The organism is Aliiglaciecola lipolytica, from assembly GCF_018860635.1.
In the GTDB taxonomy this organism is placed as follows: domain Bacteria; phylum Pseudomonadota; class Gammaproteobacteria; order Enterobacterales; family Alteromonadaceae; genus Aliiglaciecola; species Aliiglaciecola lipolytica_A.
Window position 1 is genome coordinate 62,650 of sequence record NZ_JAHKPT010000007.1, and the last position, 17,060, is coordinate 79,709.

14 protein-coding genes are annotated in these 17,060 nt (G+C 42.4%); 7 read left to right on the forward strand and 7 right to left on the reverse strand.

Going from position 1 to position 17,060, the window contains the following annotated elements:
* Positions 1–6: 6 nt before the first annotated feature.
* Complete coding sequence (locus KO530_RS03445) at positions 7–615, reverse strand: ECF-type sigma factor (protein ID WP_216047002.1); 609 nt, start codon at positions 613–615, stop codon at positions 7–9.
* 179 nt (positions 616–794) lie between these two features.
* Here KO530_RS03445 and KO530_RS03450 point away from each other — a divergent pair, with 179 nt between their 5' ends.
* The 4 genes from KO530_RS03450 (at position 795) to cynS (ending at position 6,638) form a co-directional block, all read left to right on the forward strand.
* Entirely contained in the window at positions 795–3,197 is a 2,403-nt protein-coding gene (locus KO530_RS03450) for a serine/threonine protein kinase (RefSeq protein WP_216047003.1), read from the forward strand.
* 403 nt (positions 3,198–3,600) lie between these two features.
* Positions 3,601–4,467, forward strand: coding sequence for a formate/nitrite transporter family protein (locus KO530_RS03455; RefSeq protein ID WP_216047004.1), 867 nt, complete (start codon positions 3,601–3,603; stop codon positions 4,465–4,467).
* Positions 4,454–6,181, forward strand: a complete 1,728-nt coding sequence (locus KO530_RS03460; RefSeq protein ID WP_216047005.1) for a bifunctional protein-serine/threonine kinase/phosphatase — start codon at positions 4,454–4,456, stop codon at positions 6,179–6,181. Before KO530_RS03455 ends, KO530_RS03460 begins: the two co-directional genes overlap by 14 nt.
* Positions 6,182–6,191: 10 nt before the next feature.
* Positions 6,192–6,638: a cyanase gene (gene cynS / locus KO530_RS03465; protein WP_216047006.1), complete on the forward strand. Its 447-nt coding sequence runs from the start codon at positions 6,192–6,194 to the stop codon at positions 6,636–6,638.
* A 9-nt stretch (positions 6,639–6,647) separates the two neighbouring features.
* Here the strand turns inward: cynS and KO530_RS03470 are convergent, their stop codons facing one another.
* From KO530_RS03470 to KO530_RS03485, 4 genes are all read right to left on the reverse strand, one after another.
* A complete protein-coding gene (locus tag KO530_RS03470; RefSeq protein WP_216047007.1) occupies positions 6,648–7,199 on the reverse strand; it encodes a CC0125/CC1285 family lipoprotein in 552 nt (183 codons plus the stop codon).
* Between the two features lie 285 nt (positions 7,200–7,484).
* On the reverse strand, positions 7,485–9,746 hold the full coding sequence (locus KO530_RS03475) for a xanthine dehydrogenase family protein molybdopterin-binding subunit (protein WP_216047008.1): 2,262 nt from the start codon (positions 9,744–9,746) through the stop codon (positions 7,485–7,487).
* Positions 9,746–10,213, reverse strand: coding sequence for a (2Fe-2S)-binding protein (locus tag KO530_RS03480; protein WP_216047009.1), 468 nt, complete (start codon positions 10,211–10,213; stop codon positions 9,746–9,748). Before KO530_RS03480 ends, KO530_RS03475 begins: the two co-directional genes overlap by 1 nt.
* Positions 10,214–10,352: 139 nt before the next feature.
* Positions 10,353–11,912 (reverse strand): sodium:solute symporter family transporter, encoded by a 1,560-nt coding sequence (locus KO530_RS03485; protein WP_216047010.1) that lies wholly within the window; start codon positions 11,910–11,912, stop codon positions 10,353–10,355.
* Positions 11,913–12,169: 257 nt separating this feature from the next.
* Between KO530_RS03485 and KO530_RS03490 the strand changes: the two genes are divergently transcribed.
* Genes KO530_RS03490 through KO530_RS03500 form a run of 3 tightly spaced genes read left to right on the forward strand, consistent with a single transcriptional unit; the run spans position 12,170 to position 15,251 of the window.
* Positions 12,170–13,171, forward strand: coding sequence for an HlyD family secretion protein (locus KO530_RS03490; RefSeq protein ID WP_216047011.1), 1,002 nt, complete (start codon positions 12,170–12,172; stop codon positions 13,169–13,171).
* Positions 13,168–14,106: an ATP-binding cassette domain-containing protein gene (locus KO530_RS03495; protein WP_436792292.1), complete on the forward strand. Its 939-nt coding sequence runs from the start codon at positions 13,168–13,170 to the stop codon at positions 14,104–14,106. Before KO530_RS03490 ends, KO530_RS03495 begins: the two co-directional genes overlap by 4 nt.
* A complete protein-coding gene (locus KO530_RS03500; protein WP_216047012.1) occupies positions 14,103–15,251 on the forward strand; it encodes an ABC transporter permease in 1,149 nt (382 codons plus the stop codon). The genes KO530_RS03495 and KO530_RS03500 overlap by 4 nt, the downstream gene beginning before the upstream one ends.
* 59 nt (positions 15,252–15,310) lie before the next feature.
* Here KO530_RS03500 and KO530_RS03505 read toward each other — a convergent pair whose 3' ends face one another.
* Together KO530_RS03505 and KO530_RS03510 are read right to left on the reverse strand one after the other, a co-directional pair.
* Positions 15,311–16,201, reverse strand: coding sequence for a mechanosensitive ion channel family protein (locus tag KO530_RS03505; protein WP_216047013.1), 891 nt, complete (start codon positions 16,199–16,201; stop codon positions 15,311–15,313).
* A gap of 23 nt (positions 16,202–16,224) precedes the next feature.
* Positions 16,225–17,016, reverse strand: a complete 792-nt coding sequence (locus tag KO530_RS03510; protein WP_216047014.1) for a DUF432 domain-containing protein — start codon at positions 17,014–17,016, stop codon at positions 16,225–16,227.
* Positions 17,017–17,060 lie beyond the last annotated feature (44 nt).

Here is a 17,060-nt window from a genome sequence, read left to right on the forward strand (position 1 = left end):
ATGAAATTACGTTTCGGCATCGGGTATCTGATCTTGCATATCAAGCTCGTTCAACAACCAAGCACGAGATGCACGCCAGTTACGCTTGATTGTTGAAGGGGATGTGCCTATTACGGCGGCGATTTCATCAATGGACACGCCGCCAAAATAACGCATTTCAACTATTTGCGCCCGTGACTTGTCGATATTGGCCAATTTGTTGAGGGCATCATCGAGCAAGCACAAACTAAAAGTATCATCACGATCATGGTCTGCAGAATGGTTAGTGAGTAAAGTCACTTTTTGGTGAGAGCGTTTATCTGCGTATTTTTTACGGGCATGGTCGACTAAAACGCGACGCATAATTTGCGCAGAAAATGCTAAAAAGTGGGCTTTATCTTGCCATTTTATTTGTTCGAGATTAACTAGACGAATAGCAGCTTCATGCACCAGATCGCCGGCAGATAAAGAAACACCACCTTCACGTTCTAGGCAAAAGGCAGAAAGGCGGGTTAATTCGTTGTATAACACATCAAAAAGCCTGTTGCGCGCGCTGATATCTCCCTCTCGCCAGGCAGCTAGCATTTGCTCAACAGAGCCAGTATTAGAGCTAGAATGAGAGCTAGAAGATGACATGTTTATTCCGAAAGACGGTTGCTTAAATAGCAATTGCAACTAAACCCAAATAGCATATATTTCATAGATGCTCAGTTTAGAATAATAAAATCAGTAATATATGTCGAATATTTAAATTGTATATACGATTTAAACTGAAAACCATTGCAACCCGAATGATCGTTATCTGGGATAAAACCATGACCACTGAATCAACACAATTTGAATTACAAGCCATGCAACTATTTGAAGCTTCTTTAGATATCCCTAAAGAACAACGCAGTGATTGGCTAACAGAGCAAACAGGGAAAAATACTAAATTGCGAAATCGGGTCTTGCAGCTGTTAGAAAAAGATGAGATTTCCGAAAATGTAATGCATACCGGAAAGGTCGATGTGGATTCCGATACGATTGATATGCCCGAAAAAATTGGTGCTTACAAAATAATCAAATTAATTGGCCAAGGTGGTATGGGAGCAGTTTACAAAGGAAAACGTGACAGCGGTGACTTTGAACATGATGTCGCCATTAAAGTGATACGCACTAAGGCGTTACCTGAGAAACTGATCGAACGATTTGAACGGGAAAGACAAACCCTAGCGCAACTCAACCATCCCAATATAGCCAGACTTTACGACGGTGGACAAACACCGCAAAAAATGCCGTATTTTATGATGGAATATATTGACGGGTTGCCGCTAACCAAGTGGTGCGAACAACAAAACTTAAGCGATTCGAGACGCATTCAACTATTGATAAAAGCTTGTGAAGCAGTTCGTTATGCGCACCAAAACCTGATCATTCATCGAGATATTACTCCCTCTAACGTACTGGTTGATAAAGCTGGTGAAGTAAAATTAATTGATTTTGGTATCGCCAAACCTACATCGACTCGAAGTGACAATGTTGACGCTTCAAGTTCGTTAGCAAGTATGAGTTTTACCCCAGGCTTTGCCGCTCCTGAACGTGCAACAGGTGACGGTAATAACACCTTAGTTGATATCTATTCTTTAGGTAAATTGCTGGAAGCTATTTTTAAACAACGCAGCATCCCAAAAGAACTGCAAGCAATCATTAATCAAGCAACAGCCGCACTACCACAGCACCGTTTTCAAACAGTAAATGCGTTAATAGTCGAACTAGAAAACTACTTACAGCAATTCCCAGTAACCGCCTACTCCACTTCGAACACCTATAAATTTAGCAAGTTTATTAAGCGTCATACTAAAGCGTCAATGATTGCAGGACTGGCACTGGTGGCAATTTTATCAGCGTTGGGAACCTCAATATATCAATATCAACGTGCCGAACAAAATTTAGTGCAGGCGCAAGCTCGATTCGATGACGTTAGAGCATTGGCAAAGTACCAAATTTTTGATTTGTACGATAATTTAAAACGCGTGGCTGGAAACACCAGCATTCGTGCTGATTTGGCCCATAGAGGACAACAATATCTGGCTAACCTGAGTAAACAGGCAAATGCATCAGCTGAGCTCAAACTTGAAACGGCGCAAGGATATATTCGTTTAGCGCGTATTTTTGGCGTGCCTGCCGAACCTAACTTGGGTGATGTGACTATTTCTCGCGTTAACTTATCTACAGCCCAAGTGATGTTGGATGAACTGCTGTCGTCGGCGCCCAACTTACCCGATGTAAAAGCCACGAAAGTAGAGTTGATGGCAGCACAAGGGATGATTTTAGTTCACGATGATAGTGATTTAGTAGCTGCACAGAAGACTATTGCCCAAGGCCGAAAAATACTTGAATCAGTCCCCCATCCCAAAAGAAGTGAACTTTGGTATCTGGCCCAACGAAATTTGTTATATACCGATTTAGAAAGGGCAGATCAGGCTGGTGATTCTCAATACTTACGGGAAAATGCCAATCGATTAAGGGAAGATACCCAAGAATGGCCTAAGGCGATGCAAAAACGTGCAATTGCAAAGCAAGACCAAGCCTACAGCTTCTATTGGTTGGCCATGGCCGATTTTATTGACAGGAATAATGTTGAAGCAATTCAATATTTTCGTGAAGCGGACCGTCGGCTAAGCGCACTGGAAGCTAATCAGCCCAACGACCCTATGTTGCTCTATTTATTGTCTTGGACAAATTACATCGCCTATGGAGCAGCAGCAAATTTACATGACCAAAAGCAGTCGGTAGAATTTTTGGATAAAGCCACAGCAACCACAGAAAAGCTGAAAACCTTGCAAGAAGGTGATGCTTCTATTACCCGTCTTGCCATGCAAATGCGCGAAGCAAAATCACAATTGTTGGCGGAAATGGGTGACTTTGAACAAGCGATTTCCCAACAAATTGATATAGTTGCAGAGCAAAAGCGCTTGGCAGAAGCTAAACCCGAACCTTCCCAATATTCTACCTGGGCATTTTCCCATTTGATTCTAGCCTACATGTATCGAGATGTAGATAGATTAACCGATGCTTGCATCAGCCTCGAAACTGCCGAGCAACTTTTGCGCCCATTTGTCGCAAACAAACAACTCAGTGGTTACATGTACAATGCAGCAACTCGCTTACCCTCTGCCATCGAAAAGTGTCGAAATGGAGAAGATTTACCCACCATGAAATGGTTATTGGATTAGTTAGGAAGCTTCATTTTCAGCAGTTTGCTGTTACCTAAAAGTAATTAAATGGCGCAATATACGACCTAGATTGTGTTTGCTTTTTACTCACCTTGATTAATAGTCTTTTGTGAATCTTTGATTTAAAACAGGGAGTGATTGCACCAATAACACTCAAGCCTCAGGGTCTCAGAAAACTAAAATATTGATTTACATAGATTTATTTCTTGGCGTATTTTTTGCTTTTAGTAAAATGTAACTCAACGAAGAGTCTACGGTCACAATATTCGAACAAAGGCGTTCAACTTCCTATGCACTGTATAGGAATTTGAACGTTTTTTTTTGCCTGTAGAAAACGACAAGCCAGATGTATTGGCATGAGAAACAACAATTAAATTTGAACACTAATTTTACGAGGGTACTTATGGCTTATTTACTTCCAGCAGAATTCGTCACTAAAATGGTCGATGCAGGCGAATCAAAAATATTTATGTCCACTCGCGATACGCTTATTCGCGGTTATATGGCTGGCGCAATACTCGCATTAGCAGCGGTATTTGCAATAACTATTGCAGTGCAAACAGGTATGTTTCTTTTAGGCGCGATTTTATTCCCAGTAGGCTTCTGCATGCTGTATCTAATGGGGTTTGATTTGTTAACTGGCGTGTTTGTTTTATGTCCATTAGCATGGCTCGATAAACGTCCTGGCGTCACCATAAAAGGCATATTACGTAATTGGGGATTGGTATTTTTAGGTAACTTTGGTGGTGCTTTAACCGTTGCATTTATGATGGCATTTATTTTTACCTACGGTTTTAATGTTGACCCAGGGGCCATCGGTAAAAAAGTAGCGTCAATTGGTGAAGCTAGAACGCTAGGCTATGCTGAATATGGTACTGCGGGTTGGTTCACTATATTTATTCGCGGTATGTTGTGTAACTGGATGGTATCTCTAGGCGTAGTGGGCGCAATGATTTCGACCCATGTAAGCGGTAAGGTAATCGCCATGTGGATGCCTATCTTTTTGTTCTTCTTTATGGGATTCGAGCATTCAGTAGTGAACATGTTTTTGTTCCCATTCAGCCTGATTTTAGGTGGTGAATTTTCAGTTGTTGATTACTTTATTTGGAATGAAATTCCAACCGCATTAGGAAATCTTGTCGGTGGTTTAGCCTTCACTGGATTAACACTATATACCACTCATGTTCGCACTGGCTCGAAACGAAAAGTAGCTCAAGTTTCTCCAGAAACTATTGCGTCTGGCACTGTTGCGCCAAATGCAAGCAACTAAAATTGTTACCGGCCAGTACTCAAGTGCTGGCCGAAAAGTTAACAATCAGGATTTTTGTGGCTTTGCTTCACCCACGCCAATGCAAGCCCAATTAAATGGATTTGCTGCGGCTTTGGCTGATGGTATAAGTAGCAGTCAAGTAAGCCATATCGCCAGCCAGGCAGCGGTGAATAGTTTTCTTCACGATTACTATTCGACCTCGGATGCGTGGTCAGTAGAAACCTCTGCTAAGCGTGTTATCACTTCCATAAATGCGTGGTTGTTTGCCCATAGTAAACAAAGTGAATACCGATACGATCCCGACAAAGGTTATGTGTGTACTTTTGCTGCAGTGGTAATTAAAGGCACTTACGCGCACCTGTTCCATGTGGGAGATTCACGGATTTACCTATGCCGTCAAGGTGCAATAGAACAACTCACTAATGACCACCAGCAAATTGCCGCTGAAGGACAGCGCTATCTCAGCCGCGCCTTAGGCATGGCCGATAGCATCGAAATTGATCATCAACAGATTGGCTTGATAGCCGGTGATATTTTGCTGCTGTGCACTGATGGTTTCCATGACTTTATTGATGCCAGCGTTGTATTAGCGCAATTAGCAAGCCATGGGTTAGTAAACGATGGGTTAGCTGAACGTTTAGTCAATACTGCACTAGAAAACGGTAGTAACGACAATATCACCGTGCAGTTGCTGCAAATACAAGAACTTAGCAATGAAACAAGCAGTCCAGTCAGCAATTTAGTGGAACAAATGCCACTTCCTCCGCCATTGCATCCAGGTTGCCAATTTGATGGGTTTAATGTTGTTCGGCAATTACATTATTCCGCCCGCAGTCACGTTTATCTCGTTAATGATATCGATACTGGGCAGCCCCTTGTTTTGAAAACCCCTTCTGTTGATTTACAGGATGATGATGGCTATTTGGAACGTTTTTGTTTGGAAGAGTGGATATCTCGTCGTATTCACAATGTACACGTGTTAAAAGCCCCTAGCATTGACCGCCCAAAAAACTATCTATATACACTATCAGAATTTGTTGAAGGTCAATCTCTACAACAATGGTTAACCGACAACCCTACCCCTGATTTGGTCACGGTCAGAGATATAATTGAACAGGTAGGACGGGGCTTACAAGCTTTCCATCGCTTAGAGATGCTACACCAAGATATACGTCCTGAAAATATTATGATTGATCAAAATGGTACAGTTAAAATCATCGATTTTGGCTCTACCATGGTGGCAGGCATTGAAGAGCTTGACCACAAACAACTCAAACTCGCTTTTCCTGGCACCGCACTGTATATGGCCCCAGAATATTTTTTAGGTGAGGTGGGAACCCAACGCTCTGATTTATTTTCATTAGCGGTATTAACCTATTACATGCTAAGTGGCCGCTATCCATATGAGACTCACGTCGCCAAAACACGTACTTTTGCTCAACAGCGTAAGTTAAATTATCAATCGGTTTTAGATGCTCATAGACATATACCTAGCTGGGTAGATGCAAGCTTACGTAAGGCATTGCAAGTAGACCCATACAAACGCTACGACGCGCTGTCTGAGTTTATCCACGATTTACGGCACCCTAACCCACAGTTTTTACAACAAAATAAAGCGCCGCTATTGGAACGTAGTCCGCTGCTTTTTTGGCAATGGTTAAGTGCGCTACTTGCAATATTAAACATCTATTTATTCTATCTGTTAAATAATTGAGGGCATTACAATGAAAAGTCGCGAAGAAGTCACAACCGCAATATTAGTAAACAAAGTGAAAAACGGCATATCTTGGCAACAAGTAGCCGATGCAATAGGTAAATCTAAAGAATGGACAACAGCAGGTTGTTTAGGGCAAATGACATTCACAGCTGAACAAGCGCAAATAATAGGCAGTCTGTTTGATCTAGATGAGAATGCCGTCGCTTGGCTACAAGTAGTGCCATACAAAGGTTCTTTGCCTGAAACCGTGCCAACTGACCCATTAATTTATCGTTTTTATGAGCTAGTAAATGTTTATGGCACTACAATTAAGTCATTGATACACGAGGAATTTGGTGACGGAATTATGAGCGCCATAGACTTTTCAATGGATATACAACGGGAAAACAATCCTGCAGGAGATAGAGTTAATATCGTTCTGTCAGGAAAGTTCTTACCCTACAAATCTTACTAACACGCTTGCTTAGTTCAGGGTGGCTAAGTTAGTCGCTAGTTGCTGTGCGTCGAACACCTTGTTTGGATTGCTCGGTTTTTCATTGCCCATTTTGATGACGAGGGTGGCACTGATTTTATCAGCTACCCGTTCTGAGATTATAGTGCCTCCCTGATAATTAGATGCGTTTGTAATCGTACAGCCTAAAACCCCACAGCTAGAGGTCGCTGTTGGGTTTGCTGTCATATCGGGCACCACTGTCTTTACTTCTTTGGTTTCAACATCAGTATCGCTTTGAATGATTTCAAACCAGACAAAACCCTTAGCCATGGTCAGGTTCGCTGCATGCAGCAAAGCGTAGTCTTTGGCGGTAACGCTATCAGTCTTTGCGTTGCCACTAAAGATGATTTGATATTGATCGTCACTGAGTTTTTTGTCGCTGAAACCTAATTCACCGTATGCTTCGGCCGCCACAAATGGTGTTGACTGAACCGTTGCACACCCTGCTGACAGGAGACTACAAAACGTCAGTAACAGCGCTGCACTGGTGGTTAATTTAGAGGAAATGGTTTTTGTGTTCATAAGCAATCCTTATCGGTATTTTCACAACGTCACCTTGAATTCATCTTCAAAACAAGGTATTTAAGTTTGTATACTTTAAGGATGCTAAATCCAATTAACGTGCCATTTTTAATATGAGCTTTACTCTCCTCACAGCCCTTGTATTCCGGTTTATGTTAAATGCAGGTGAAGTGTATTTAGGTGTTTTTTACACATACACCGGTAAATAATGCTCTATTTGTATTTATGCCAAACAGATGTAACTCGCCAACATTTGAATAGTCCAGATACTTTCGCTCTTAGAATTTAAATATAATCAATGAAAGGCTGGCGATACAGTCGTTTACCTAGCGACTGATAAAGTGCATTTGCCAGTGCTGGAAAAATAGGTGGAAATGGCGGTTCTCCAAGCCCTGTGGGATCAATCAAACTATCGACAAAGTGCACGTCAATTTTAGCCGGTGTTTCATCCATACGAATGATCCGATAGCGGTCAAAGTTTTGTTTATCGGGTTTACCATCGGTAAAGGTCATTTCACCATACATGGCATTTCCGATCCCATCGATTACTGCGCCCTCAACCATATTCTTTGCGCTATCTAGATTGACAACAATGCCACAATCAATCGCGCTGGTGATACTCTCTACCCTCGCCTTGTCAGTGGATTGCGCCATCGTAATAACGTGTGCGGCATAGGAGTTGTGGCAAAAATATGCTGCTACCCCTTTGTTAATATTGTTGCTTAATGTGTCCCACCCTGACTTTGCTCTAACTAAATTCAACACACCTGCGTAACGAACTGGATCGTAATCGTTATTTTCTCCCACAGGGTTAGATTTTGCTTTTTCCAACAAGGCCAAACGGAAATCAATGGGATCTGTATTAGCTGCTTCAGCGACTTCATCTAGAAAAGATTGTTCCGCACTGGCCATAAAATTAGAGCCTGGCGCTCTGAATGCACCTACTGTTATATTCGAATCAACGGCTGTACCTTGCGCTAAATAATTAGGCACTGCACCTGCAGGAAAACGGTTGGGATGAACACAGTGCTCAGGCACACCAGAACCTTGTACGTGATAAGCGACCAGTTGCTCACTTTCGTCCAAAGCAGCACGTAACTTAATCGTATACGTGGGACGGTAAATGCCCATTGTCATGTCATCTTCACGTGCATAGATTAACTTTATAGGCGCTTTGACTTGTTTGGAAATTAACGCCGCTTCAACCACATAATGACAATATGCACGCCGTCCAAAGCCGCCGCCCATTCTTGTCATTTCTATTTCAATTTTTTCAGCTGGAACTTGCAACCTTTGCTGTAAGGTCTTCTTGATAAAAACGGGCCCTTGCAATGGGCCTGCGACTTTGACCTTTTGATCTGTCACATGTGCAAAAAAATTCATCGGTTCTAAGGTGTTATGAGCTAAATAAGGAGCAAAGTATTCCCTTTCAATCACCTTAAAGGCTGAGGAAAATGCAGCATCCGGATCGCCATCTTGACGCAAAATCTGCATATTCTTAGTGAAACTCGCGTTCACCGCTTTTTCATGTAAAGAAGTACTTTCAAGGCCACCTGGCACTTTTATATCCATGATATTGCCGAAATTATCTACCTTTTCAGTTTTGTCAGATAAGTTTCGCCATTGGGTTTGTAATGCTTTTTTGGCATTCATAACCTGCCATGTGCTTCGACCGACAATGGCTACGAGCTTTGGAAACGCCGTGCCATCAAAATAATTTTTGACGTAATCTGCAGGTAACGAGGTTATTGCAAAGACGTTTACAATTCCTGGCATGTTAACAATACTTGATTCATCAAAGGATTCGAGTTCTTGGCCAAAAGCAGGTGGATGCACAATCATCGCAATCAGCATATTGTCAGCGCAATAATCGATACCGAACAGAGGCTTACCTGAAACAATTTGTTCACCTACGAGATTTTTTTGAGACCCGCCTATCAGTGAGAAGTCCTTGTTTTTTTTGAGTTCAACATTTTTCGGCACTGCAAGTTGTGCCGCACTCGATGCCACTTCAGCATAAGTTAGCTCTCGCCCACTGGATTGATGTATTAAGCGACCTTTATCCGTATTTATGGAATTAACCGGCACTTGCCAATGATTTGCCGCGGCTTGTTTTAACATTTCCCGAGCACTGGCTCCTGCCATTCGTAAACTCTGCCAAGCCCCTCGTATGGATTGACTCCCCCCGGAAAATTGTTTTTCATATCTAGATTCATTATACGGCGCTTGAACCGCTGACACTGAACGCCAATCCACGTCCAACTCGTCGGCTAAAATCATCGGCATCGAGGTCATCAGATTTTGTCCAAACTCGGGATTAGGTACTGAAGCGGTAACGCTACCATCGGTATTGATGGTTAAATAGGCATTTAATTCAAATTCATGATTGCCTTCACCTTGGGAGGTTGTTTCGCTGGCAAAGCTTGCGCCGAACCAACTAAAATTCAGCATCAAACCGCCTCCCACCGCCAAGCTGGCCTTCAAAAATGTGCGGCGTTCTGAGCCTTTGCCTAATTCCGCAGTCTGTGTTTTGCTTTGTTCACTCATCACGATTCCCTTTGCGCTTTGGCCGCAGTTTTAATTGCCGCTTTAATACGATAGTAAGTGGCGCATCGGCACACATTGCCCTTCATACCTGCTTCAATCGCTGCATCATCGGGATTTGGGTTACTATTGAGTAATGCTGTTGCCGACATAATTTGTCCTGGCTGACAATAACCACATTGGGCAACATCGTGTTCAATCCATGCTTTTTGTACCGGATGATCTGCATGTTCAGATAAACCCTCAATTGTGGTAATCAAATTATCCCCCACAGCAGAGACGGGCAACTGACATGATTTCACTGCATTGCCATTTAAATGCACAGTACAAGCACCGCACATAGCAATCCCACAACCATATTTAGTACCAACAAGCTGCAAATTATCACGTAATACCCACAATAAGGGGGTAGTTGGATCTATATCTAGCTGATGTTGTTGATTATTAATATTGAGCGTTAGGCTTGCCATACCAACGATTCCTTAATTATTTGTAAATACTAAAGCCAAATTAACAAAATGTTTGTTTACTCTTTCCAGCTTAGACGTAAAAACGCCCCCTTGCATGATAAGCATAGCTGAATAACCGTTTAATCAGTCAGCTAGGATGCTAGGCTGCTAAAAGATAGGGTAAAAACAAACAAAATAAGGTTAAACCAGCGCTTAAACCTATTAACATCAAAACATTAGACAATGATAGTAATCTTACACTGGGCTGATGAGACTCAGTTGGCTTAGTGATAAAAGTCATCAAATAGCCGACCAAGATGGTGGTCAAAAAACCGGTTAAATTCCACCAAAACCAAAATATAGGACTTTCAAATAGCCATAACCCCATGTTCACCAATACCCCTGCGGCTAGCCCCGTATTAGCTGCATAAGAGGCTATTTTTTTACTGTAAATACCAAGTAAGAAAATGGCTAAAACTGGGCCATAAAATACCGAACCAATTTTATTTATGGCTTCAATAATTGTCGGTGCAATATCGCCGGCAATGAACGACAGAAATAGGGTCACTAACCCCCAACCGATCCCAGCTAAGCGGGCGTATTGAACATAGCTTTCATTGCTTGGTTGATGTTTAAACAAACGACACAAGTCTTCGACAGATACCGCGGCTAAGCTATTTACAGCAGAACTGAGGGAAGACATGGCAGCAGCCATAATAGCCACGACTAACAATCCGATAATGCCACTAGGCAAATAGTTAATAATAAAAATTGGCATCATCCAATCCGGATTGTCTGCTGGAATTTGCGCTTGCAAAGAAGGTGTTGTCATAACCAGAGCACCAATAACCAAGCCAGCAGCGCAATACACTAGGGTAATTGGAAAACGACAAACCGCCACTGTTAACATCATTTTACGCAGATCGCCCAAATTATGCGCTGACAACGAACGTTGTGCTTCAGATTGATCACAACCATAGTAAGATGCATAAAGCACTAAACCACCGAACAGCATAGGCAACAAACCAAAGTCGTTACCCGCTAGACCAAATTGATCTGGTTTTACTGCGACTAATCGCTCAGGCTCTATAATAGCCAACGCTTGCGTCATCCCACCAACGTGATCGACAGCGACCCAAAGACAAGTAATTGCACCACCAAAAATCAATATCATTTGCAGCGCATCACCATAAACAACAGCCTTCATCCCCCCCATGGACGAATAAACTAAGGTAATCACACCAATTAGCACAATACTATGCCACTGCTCCATCCCCATTGTGCCTTGCAAAATAAGTGAAATTGCGTAGATCATAATGGCCGTTGCCACTGAGCGACTTAGTTGGAAAACCAAACTGATGAGCAATCGGGTGGAACGAGAAAAGCGTCTTTCAAGGTATTCGTATACACTCACAACACCCGACTTATGTAATGAGGGTAACAATCGCCATAGCATTAACGCGACCGCAGCGGGCAGCGCCAATTCATAAGACAACCAAATTAAGCCACCTCCTTCTCGCAAGCCGACAAAAGCCGGAGCTGAGATAAAGCTAACCGCTGAAAGTTGCGTTGCCATAACCGATAACGACAAAGCCGGCCATGGAATGCTTCGTCCGCCTAAAAAGTAATCATCTCTACTTTTCTGTTGACGGAAAAATAACCCCATCAACAACAAGCCTAGCAAATACATCCCCACAATCGAGTAATCGAGCAACGCCAAAATATTTCTCCCTAAAGTTTTTTAGTTAGCACTAGCTAGGACAGTTTTATCTACCATATCAAGGATTTGGCGAATATTGAAATACACCAGAGTGCGCGTTTGCTAGATTGCCGATTAGTTAAGGTGTAATCTAACTGAATTGGCAAAATATTTTTTTAAAAGCCAAATGTCCACACACGAGTTGTTGGAGTACTCGTCATAAATTTCAACGATACACTCATTTTAATGATGAGCTTAACCGCTTGCAGGGATAACAAATGCACACTTTGCAACTTCCGTTAATCACAGTGGCAAACAAAAAGTCACTGCTAAACTCGATATTAGTCACCACAATATTATTGTTTTCAATTTTTCTCGGTGGATGCCAAGACCATAAAACTGGTCTTGCGTTAGGTACCTTAGAGCGAAACAGGATTGCTCACACAGCCACTGTTAATGAGGTGGTCACTCGATTACCTATTGCTCAAGGAACTTTGGTAAAAAAAGGCGATGTACTGGTGCAATTAGATGATCGTCAACAACGAGCCTCAGTGGCTAAAGCAGAGGCGTCTGTAGCAGAAGCTCAAGCAAATTTAGACAAACTTAGAAATGGAGCACGCCCAGAAGAAGTTGCCTCTGCCAGTGCAAAATTAGAAGGTGCACAAGCGGCATTAACCGAAAGTGAATCAGCTTACCTTAGAGCTAAAAACCTGATTTCCCAAAAGTTAGTCAGTCAGGCAAACGTCGATCAGGCCCGCGCCACTAGGGATGCAAATGTTGCGGCTGTGCACGAAGCAGAAGAAGCCTTACTTTTGCTTACCAATGGTACACGTCCAGAAGATTTAGAAATGGGCAAAGCTAACTTGGCCATAATGCAAGCCGCACTGGCCAGTGAAATCAAAAAACTAGAAGATTTAACCATTGTTGCCACTCGGGATGGTCGACTCGATAACCTGCCTTGGAATTTAGGTGAGAGAGTCACCATGGGCAGTCCCGTTGCTATTGTGCTGGCGGGTGAAGCGCCCTATGCGCGCATTTATGTGCCAGAACCCTATCGCGTAAAAATAAAAGCTGGCGATACTTTACCAATTCACGTGGATGGCCTATCAGAGACGATCAATGGCACAGTGCGCTGGATTTCGATAGAAGCGGCATTCACGCCCTATTATGCATTAAATCAAGAAGAACGAGCACGTTTGATGTATTTAGCAGAAGTACAATTACCCGTTGAATACGCAGATCTTCCCAATGGTATTGCAGTACAAGTTGAACTTCCATGACGATGAAAGCGTCTCCTGAGTGGGTTATACAGGCGAAACAATTAAGTCGTCATTTTGGCGATTTAAAAGCGATTGATCAGCTCGATCTTAATGTGGAAAAAAGCACTATTTACGGTTTTTTAGGGCCAAATGGTTGTGGCAAAACCACCGCAATTAGAATGCTAACAGGATTATTAAAACCGACCTCAGGAGAAGTAAGAGTATTGGGCTTGGAGCTGCCACATAATGCCGAAAAACTGCGCTTAAAAATGGGCTACATGACGCAAAAGTTTTCTTTATATAACAATCTAACCGTTAAAGAAAATCTGCAGTTTATTGCCAAAATATACGGCATTTCTGGTTTGCCGCAAAAACAACGGATTAGTGAATTGTTATCTGTTTATGGTTTGGATCAAAAGCAACAACAGTTAGCAGGAAATTTAAGTGGTGGACAGCGTCAACGCCTAGCGTTGGCGGCTGCAACATTACATAAACCGCAATTACTCTTTTTAGATGAGCCAACGTCTGCAGTTGATCCTCAGAACCGTCGTGAATTTTGGGAGCAGTTGTTTGATTTGTGTGAACAAGGCACCAGTATTTTAGTTTCAACCCATTATATGGATGAAGCAGAACGCTGCCATAAACTGGCCATATTAGAAAATGGTCTGAAGCGCGCAGATGGTAGCCCTGAAGCGTTAATGAACGACATGGCAGCGCATGTGGTAGAAATAGAAGCAGCAGGTATCCGTCAATTAAAACAACAAATCATAGCACTCCCCAATGTTATCACCGCCGCTCAATTAGGCGCGAGACTGCGTGTATTGGTAAGTGATTCAGTAAATGATGCCCGCGGTTATTTACAGCAACACACGGGAATTGCGAATGACAAACTCAACTTGGTACGCCCAAGTTTGGAAGATGTATTTATTACCTGCACGGGTGGTGGCAGACAATGATTACTAGCCTGTATCGCATCCAAGCTATTTTCTTTAAAGAGTTGACGCAATTAAAACGCGACAAAATGACCTTTGGGATGGTGATAATGATTCCATTGGTGCAGTTGTTGTTATTTGGTTACGCCATTAATACCAATGTTAGACATATTCCAGTGGCGCTAGTTGACCATAGTCAGACAGCCTTGAGCAGAGCTTTAGTACAAACCGTTTCAGCAACTCAAGTGGTCGAATTTACCGAGCAGTACGATGACATTGACAGTGCGCAAAAGGCCATGGAACGCACAGAGGTACGGGCTATTTTATTTATTCCTCATGACGTTAGTCAGCGTTTAGCCCGTAGTGCTAGTATTGGTTTTGGGTTACCCGCCTCAAGTGATGAGGAAACGAGCCGCCCAGTCGCGCAATGGGTGGTAGACGGTTCAGACACCATGATTGCCAGTTCAATCAAAAGTTTACGTTCCATGCCCTTGGTTGAATTGCTGCGCCGGCCGGTCAATCGTTCAACGCCAACCTTTGAAGTAACCTTGTTTTATAACCCTGAACAACGGACAGCGGTCAATATAGTGCCAGGCTTGCTAGGGATTATCCTCACCATGACCATGATTATGTTCACCTCTGCAGCCATTGTTAGAGAGAGTGAGCATGGCAATATGGAAATGTTAATCACCACGCCAATTAAACCCATCGAATTAATGCTAGGTAAAATTATTCCCTACATTTTTATCGGTTTGGTGCAAGTGGTGATCATTTTAGGCTTAGGATATTATGTTTTTGACGTGCCAGTAAACGGCGGATTACTGCCTTTATTTGGTGTCACTCTTTTGTTTATTGCAGCAAGTCTAGTGCTTGGGCTGGTCATCTCAACCATTGCCGTCAATCAATTGCAATCAATGCAAATGACCATATTCATCTTACTGCCTTCCATATTGCTATCAGGGTTCATGTTTCCTTATGAAGGCATGCCAGAAACGGCGCAATACATTGCCGAAGCGTTACCCGCCACGCATTTTATGCGACTAATTCGTGGGGTTATCCTCAAAGATGTGGAATTTACTGACATGACCTTTGATGTTTATTGGTTATTACTTTTTACCTTATTGGGGCTGCTAATTGCGTCATTACGGTTTAAGAAAAACTTAGACTAACCGCCTTTGCAAAATGACTTAGACCTAACAAGACCCGCTATTTAAAAACGAAATTAACCTTATTTGCTGTCTGATTTGGACGGGCTTTGCGGCGCTGAACGCTCACCCTCCCCCTCATTTTGTGATAAGGAAACCGGAATCGGCTTGCTCGCTTCCCCCGAATACAAACTCAAATGAGGGAATGGAATTTCTATGCCGTTTGCATCGAATACTTGCTTGATTTGTTGATACATTTGGTTTTTTAACAGCAAGAAGTTTTCTCTTTTAGTCCAAACTGAAAATTGAATATCAATTGAGGAAGAACCAAAACCTAGCAGAATAAATAGTGGAGCAGGCTCACTCAAGCATAGCGGATTTTTGTCCGCTAGCTCGGCCAATATTATTTTCACCTGTTCAATGTCTTCTTTGTACGCAATACCCACTTTGAGATCAGCTCGACGAATTGGAAATCGGGTTAACGTGGTCACTTGAGCTTTGATCATGGACTCATTTGGCACTCGAACAAACAGGTTATCGTAGGTGCGGATTTTGACGGAAAGCAAATCAATCGATATGACCTCTCCGGTTGTTTCATCCACGCGAATAACATCACCAATAGAAAACGGCCGCTCCATCATCAAAAAGAGTCCGCTAATCAGGTTAGACGCAGATGTTTGAGAAGCAAAACCAATCGCCACACTCAAAATACCGGCTGCCCCTAACACCACACTGAGATCAAAGCCGAGCTCTCTCAAAGCAGAAATAAACATTAACACCATGACACCGTAAAAAATACCACGGCGTAATAGCACTTGACCGTGTTTTGTCATGTTTGCGACGTTAAAACGAGCAACTAAATTACTCAAAGACTTGGCTAATAAATACCCCAAGACTAATATAATTATGGCTTTTACCACGTCAAATGCGGGCAACATATCTGAAAAAATCGTGCTTTCACTTAGTTCTTTCATCGGATTCAATTCTCGGGTTTAAGCTAATTAATTAAGCTTGCAATAGAAGACAAAAAAGACGACTTTTTACTCAACTCACGGGATTCAGACACCAATTCCATTAACTGGATCTTATCTGGAGGGGAATGACGAACATGTGAAACTGATTTGGTATGCTCTAAACGCTGCATAATAGAAACTTGGTCTGTCCAAAACTCGCCGTCCTGATTAACATATAATTTAAGTGCTGGAACTGGCAAATTTAATTTATCAATAGTTAAAGGTTTTTCTTGGGCATTTTTAATTGTCACCATGGTTGTCGCACGATGAGAACGTTTTTCCAAGCGTTTAATATCCATTTTTGCATCTGTATATTTTGAATAACACAGGTCCCCTTCCATTGTAGAAGGCCCAAACCAGGAATCAGATGGTCGCCAAAAGGGAATATCAGCCATTGGTAACGGATGGTTTGGTATTAAGATAGTCATCCACAATGGCGTACTGACAAAAACGTTGATCTGTTCTTCTGGTAAAACCACCAGCGGTCGGCTCGGCCTTACCACCATTGCCCTATCGGCCAGTGAGGGTTCAATTAACAGCGTTTCGCTGGTATTTTCCAGCAAATAACGCGAAAACTCGACATCCTCAAAGCTTTCATTTGAAATTGATTTATCTGTAGAAATAGGTAAATCAATTTCAGCGGTCGTTTCGTGGTTCCATATTGTCCACTCACCTTGACCACGCTTTATGGCAATTAAACGTTCTCTAATTCGCCAACATTTTGTCTCTGAAAGTGCGAATGTAAACTCTCCCCACCAAGGTAATTGTTTTTTCATAATAGCTACTTTACGTTACCCTTTATTTTCGTGGGGCTGAATTA

What these genes read in the sequence shown, in the direction of transcription:
- KO530_RS03445 (WP_216047002.1), bottom strand. Translation starts at nt 615, where the DNA reads ATGTCATCTTCTAGCTCTCATTCTAGCTCTAATACTGGCTCTGTTGAG.
- KO530_RS03450 (WP_216047003.1), top strand. Translation starts at nt 795, where the DNA reads ATGACCACTGAATCAACACAATTTGAATTACAAGCCATGCAACTATTT.
- KO530_RS03455 (WP_216047004.1), top strand. Translation starts at nt 3,601, where the DNA reads ATGGCTTATTTACTTCCAGCAGAATTCGTCACTAAAATGGTCGATGCA.
- KO530_RS03460 (WP_216047005.1), top strand. Translation starts at nt 4,454, where the DNA reads ATGCAAGCAACTAAAATTGTTACCGGCCAGTACTCAAGTGCTGGCCGA.
- cynS (WP_216047006.1), top strand. Translation starts at nt 6,192, where the DNA reads ATGAAAAGTCGCGAAGAAGTCACAACCGCAATATTAGTAAACAAAGTG.
- KO530_RS03470 (WP_216047007.1), bottom strand. Translation starts at nt 7,199, where the DNA reads ATGAACACAAAAACCATTTCCTCTAAATTAACCACCAGTGCAGCGCTG.
- KO530_RS03475 (WP_216047008.1), bottom strand. Translation starts at nt 9,746, where the DNA reads ATGAGTGAACAAAGCAAAACACAGACTGCGGAATTAGGCAAAGGCTCA.
- KO530_RS03480 (WP_216047009.1), bottom strand. Translation starts at nt 10,213, where the DNA reads ATGGCAAGCCTAACGCTCAATATTAATAATCAACAACATCAGCTAGAT.
- KO530_RS03490 (WP_216047011.1), top strand. Translation starts at nt 12,170, where the DNA reads ATGCACACTTTGCAACTTCCGTTAATCACAGTGGCAAACAAAAAGTCA.
- KO530_RS03495 (WP_436792292.1), top strand. Translation starts at nt 13,168, where the DNA reads ATGACGATGAAAGCGTCTCCTGAGTGGGTTATACAGGCGAAACAATTA.
- KO530_RS03500 (WP_216047012.1), top strand. Translation starts at nt 14,103, where the DNA reads ATGATTACTAGCCTGTATCGCATCCAAGCTATTTTCTTTAAAGAGTTG.
- KO530_RS03505 (WP_216047013.1), bottom strand. Translation starts at nt 16,201, where the DNA reads ATGAAAGAACTAAGTGAAAGCACGATTTTTTCAGATATGTTGCCCGCA.
- KO530_RS03510 (WP_216047014.1), bottom strand. Translation starts at nt 17,016, where the DNA reads ATGAAAAAACAATTACCTTGGTGGGGAGAGTTTACATTCGCACTTTCA.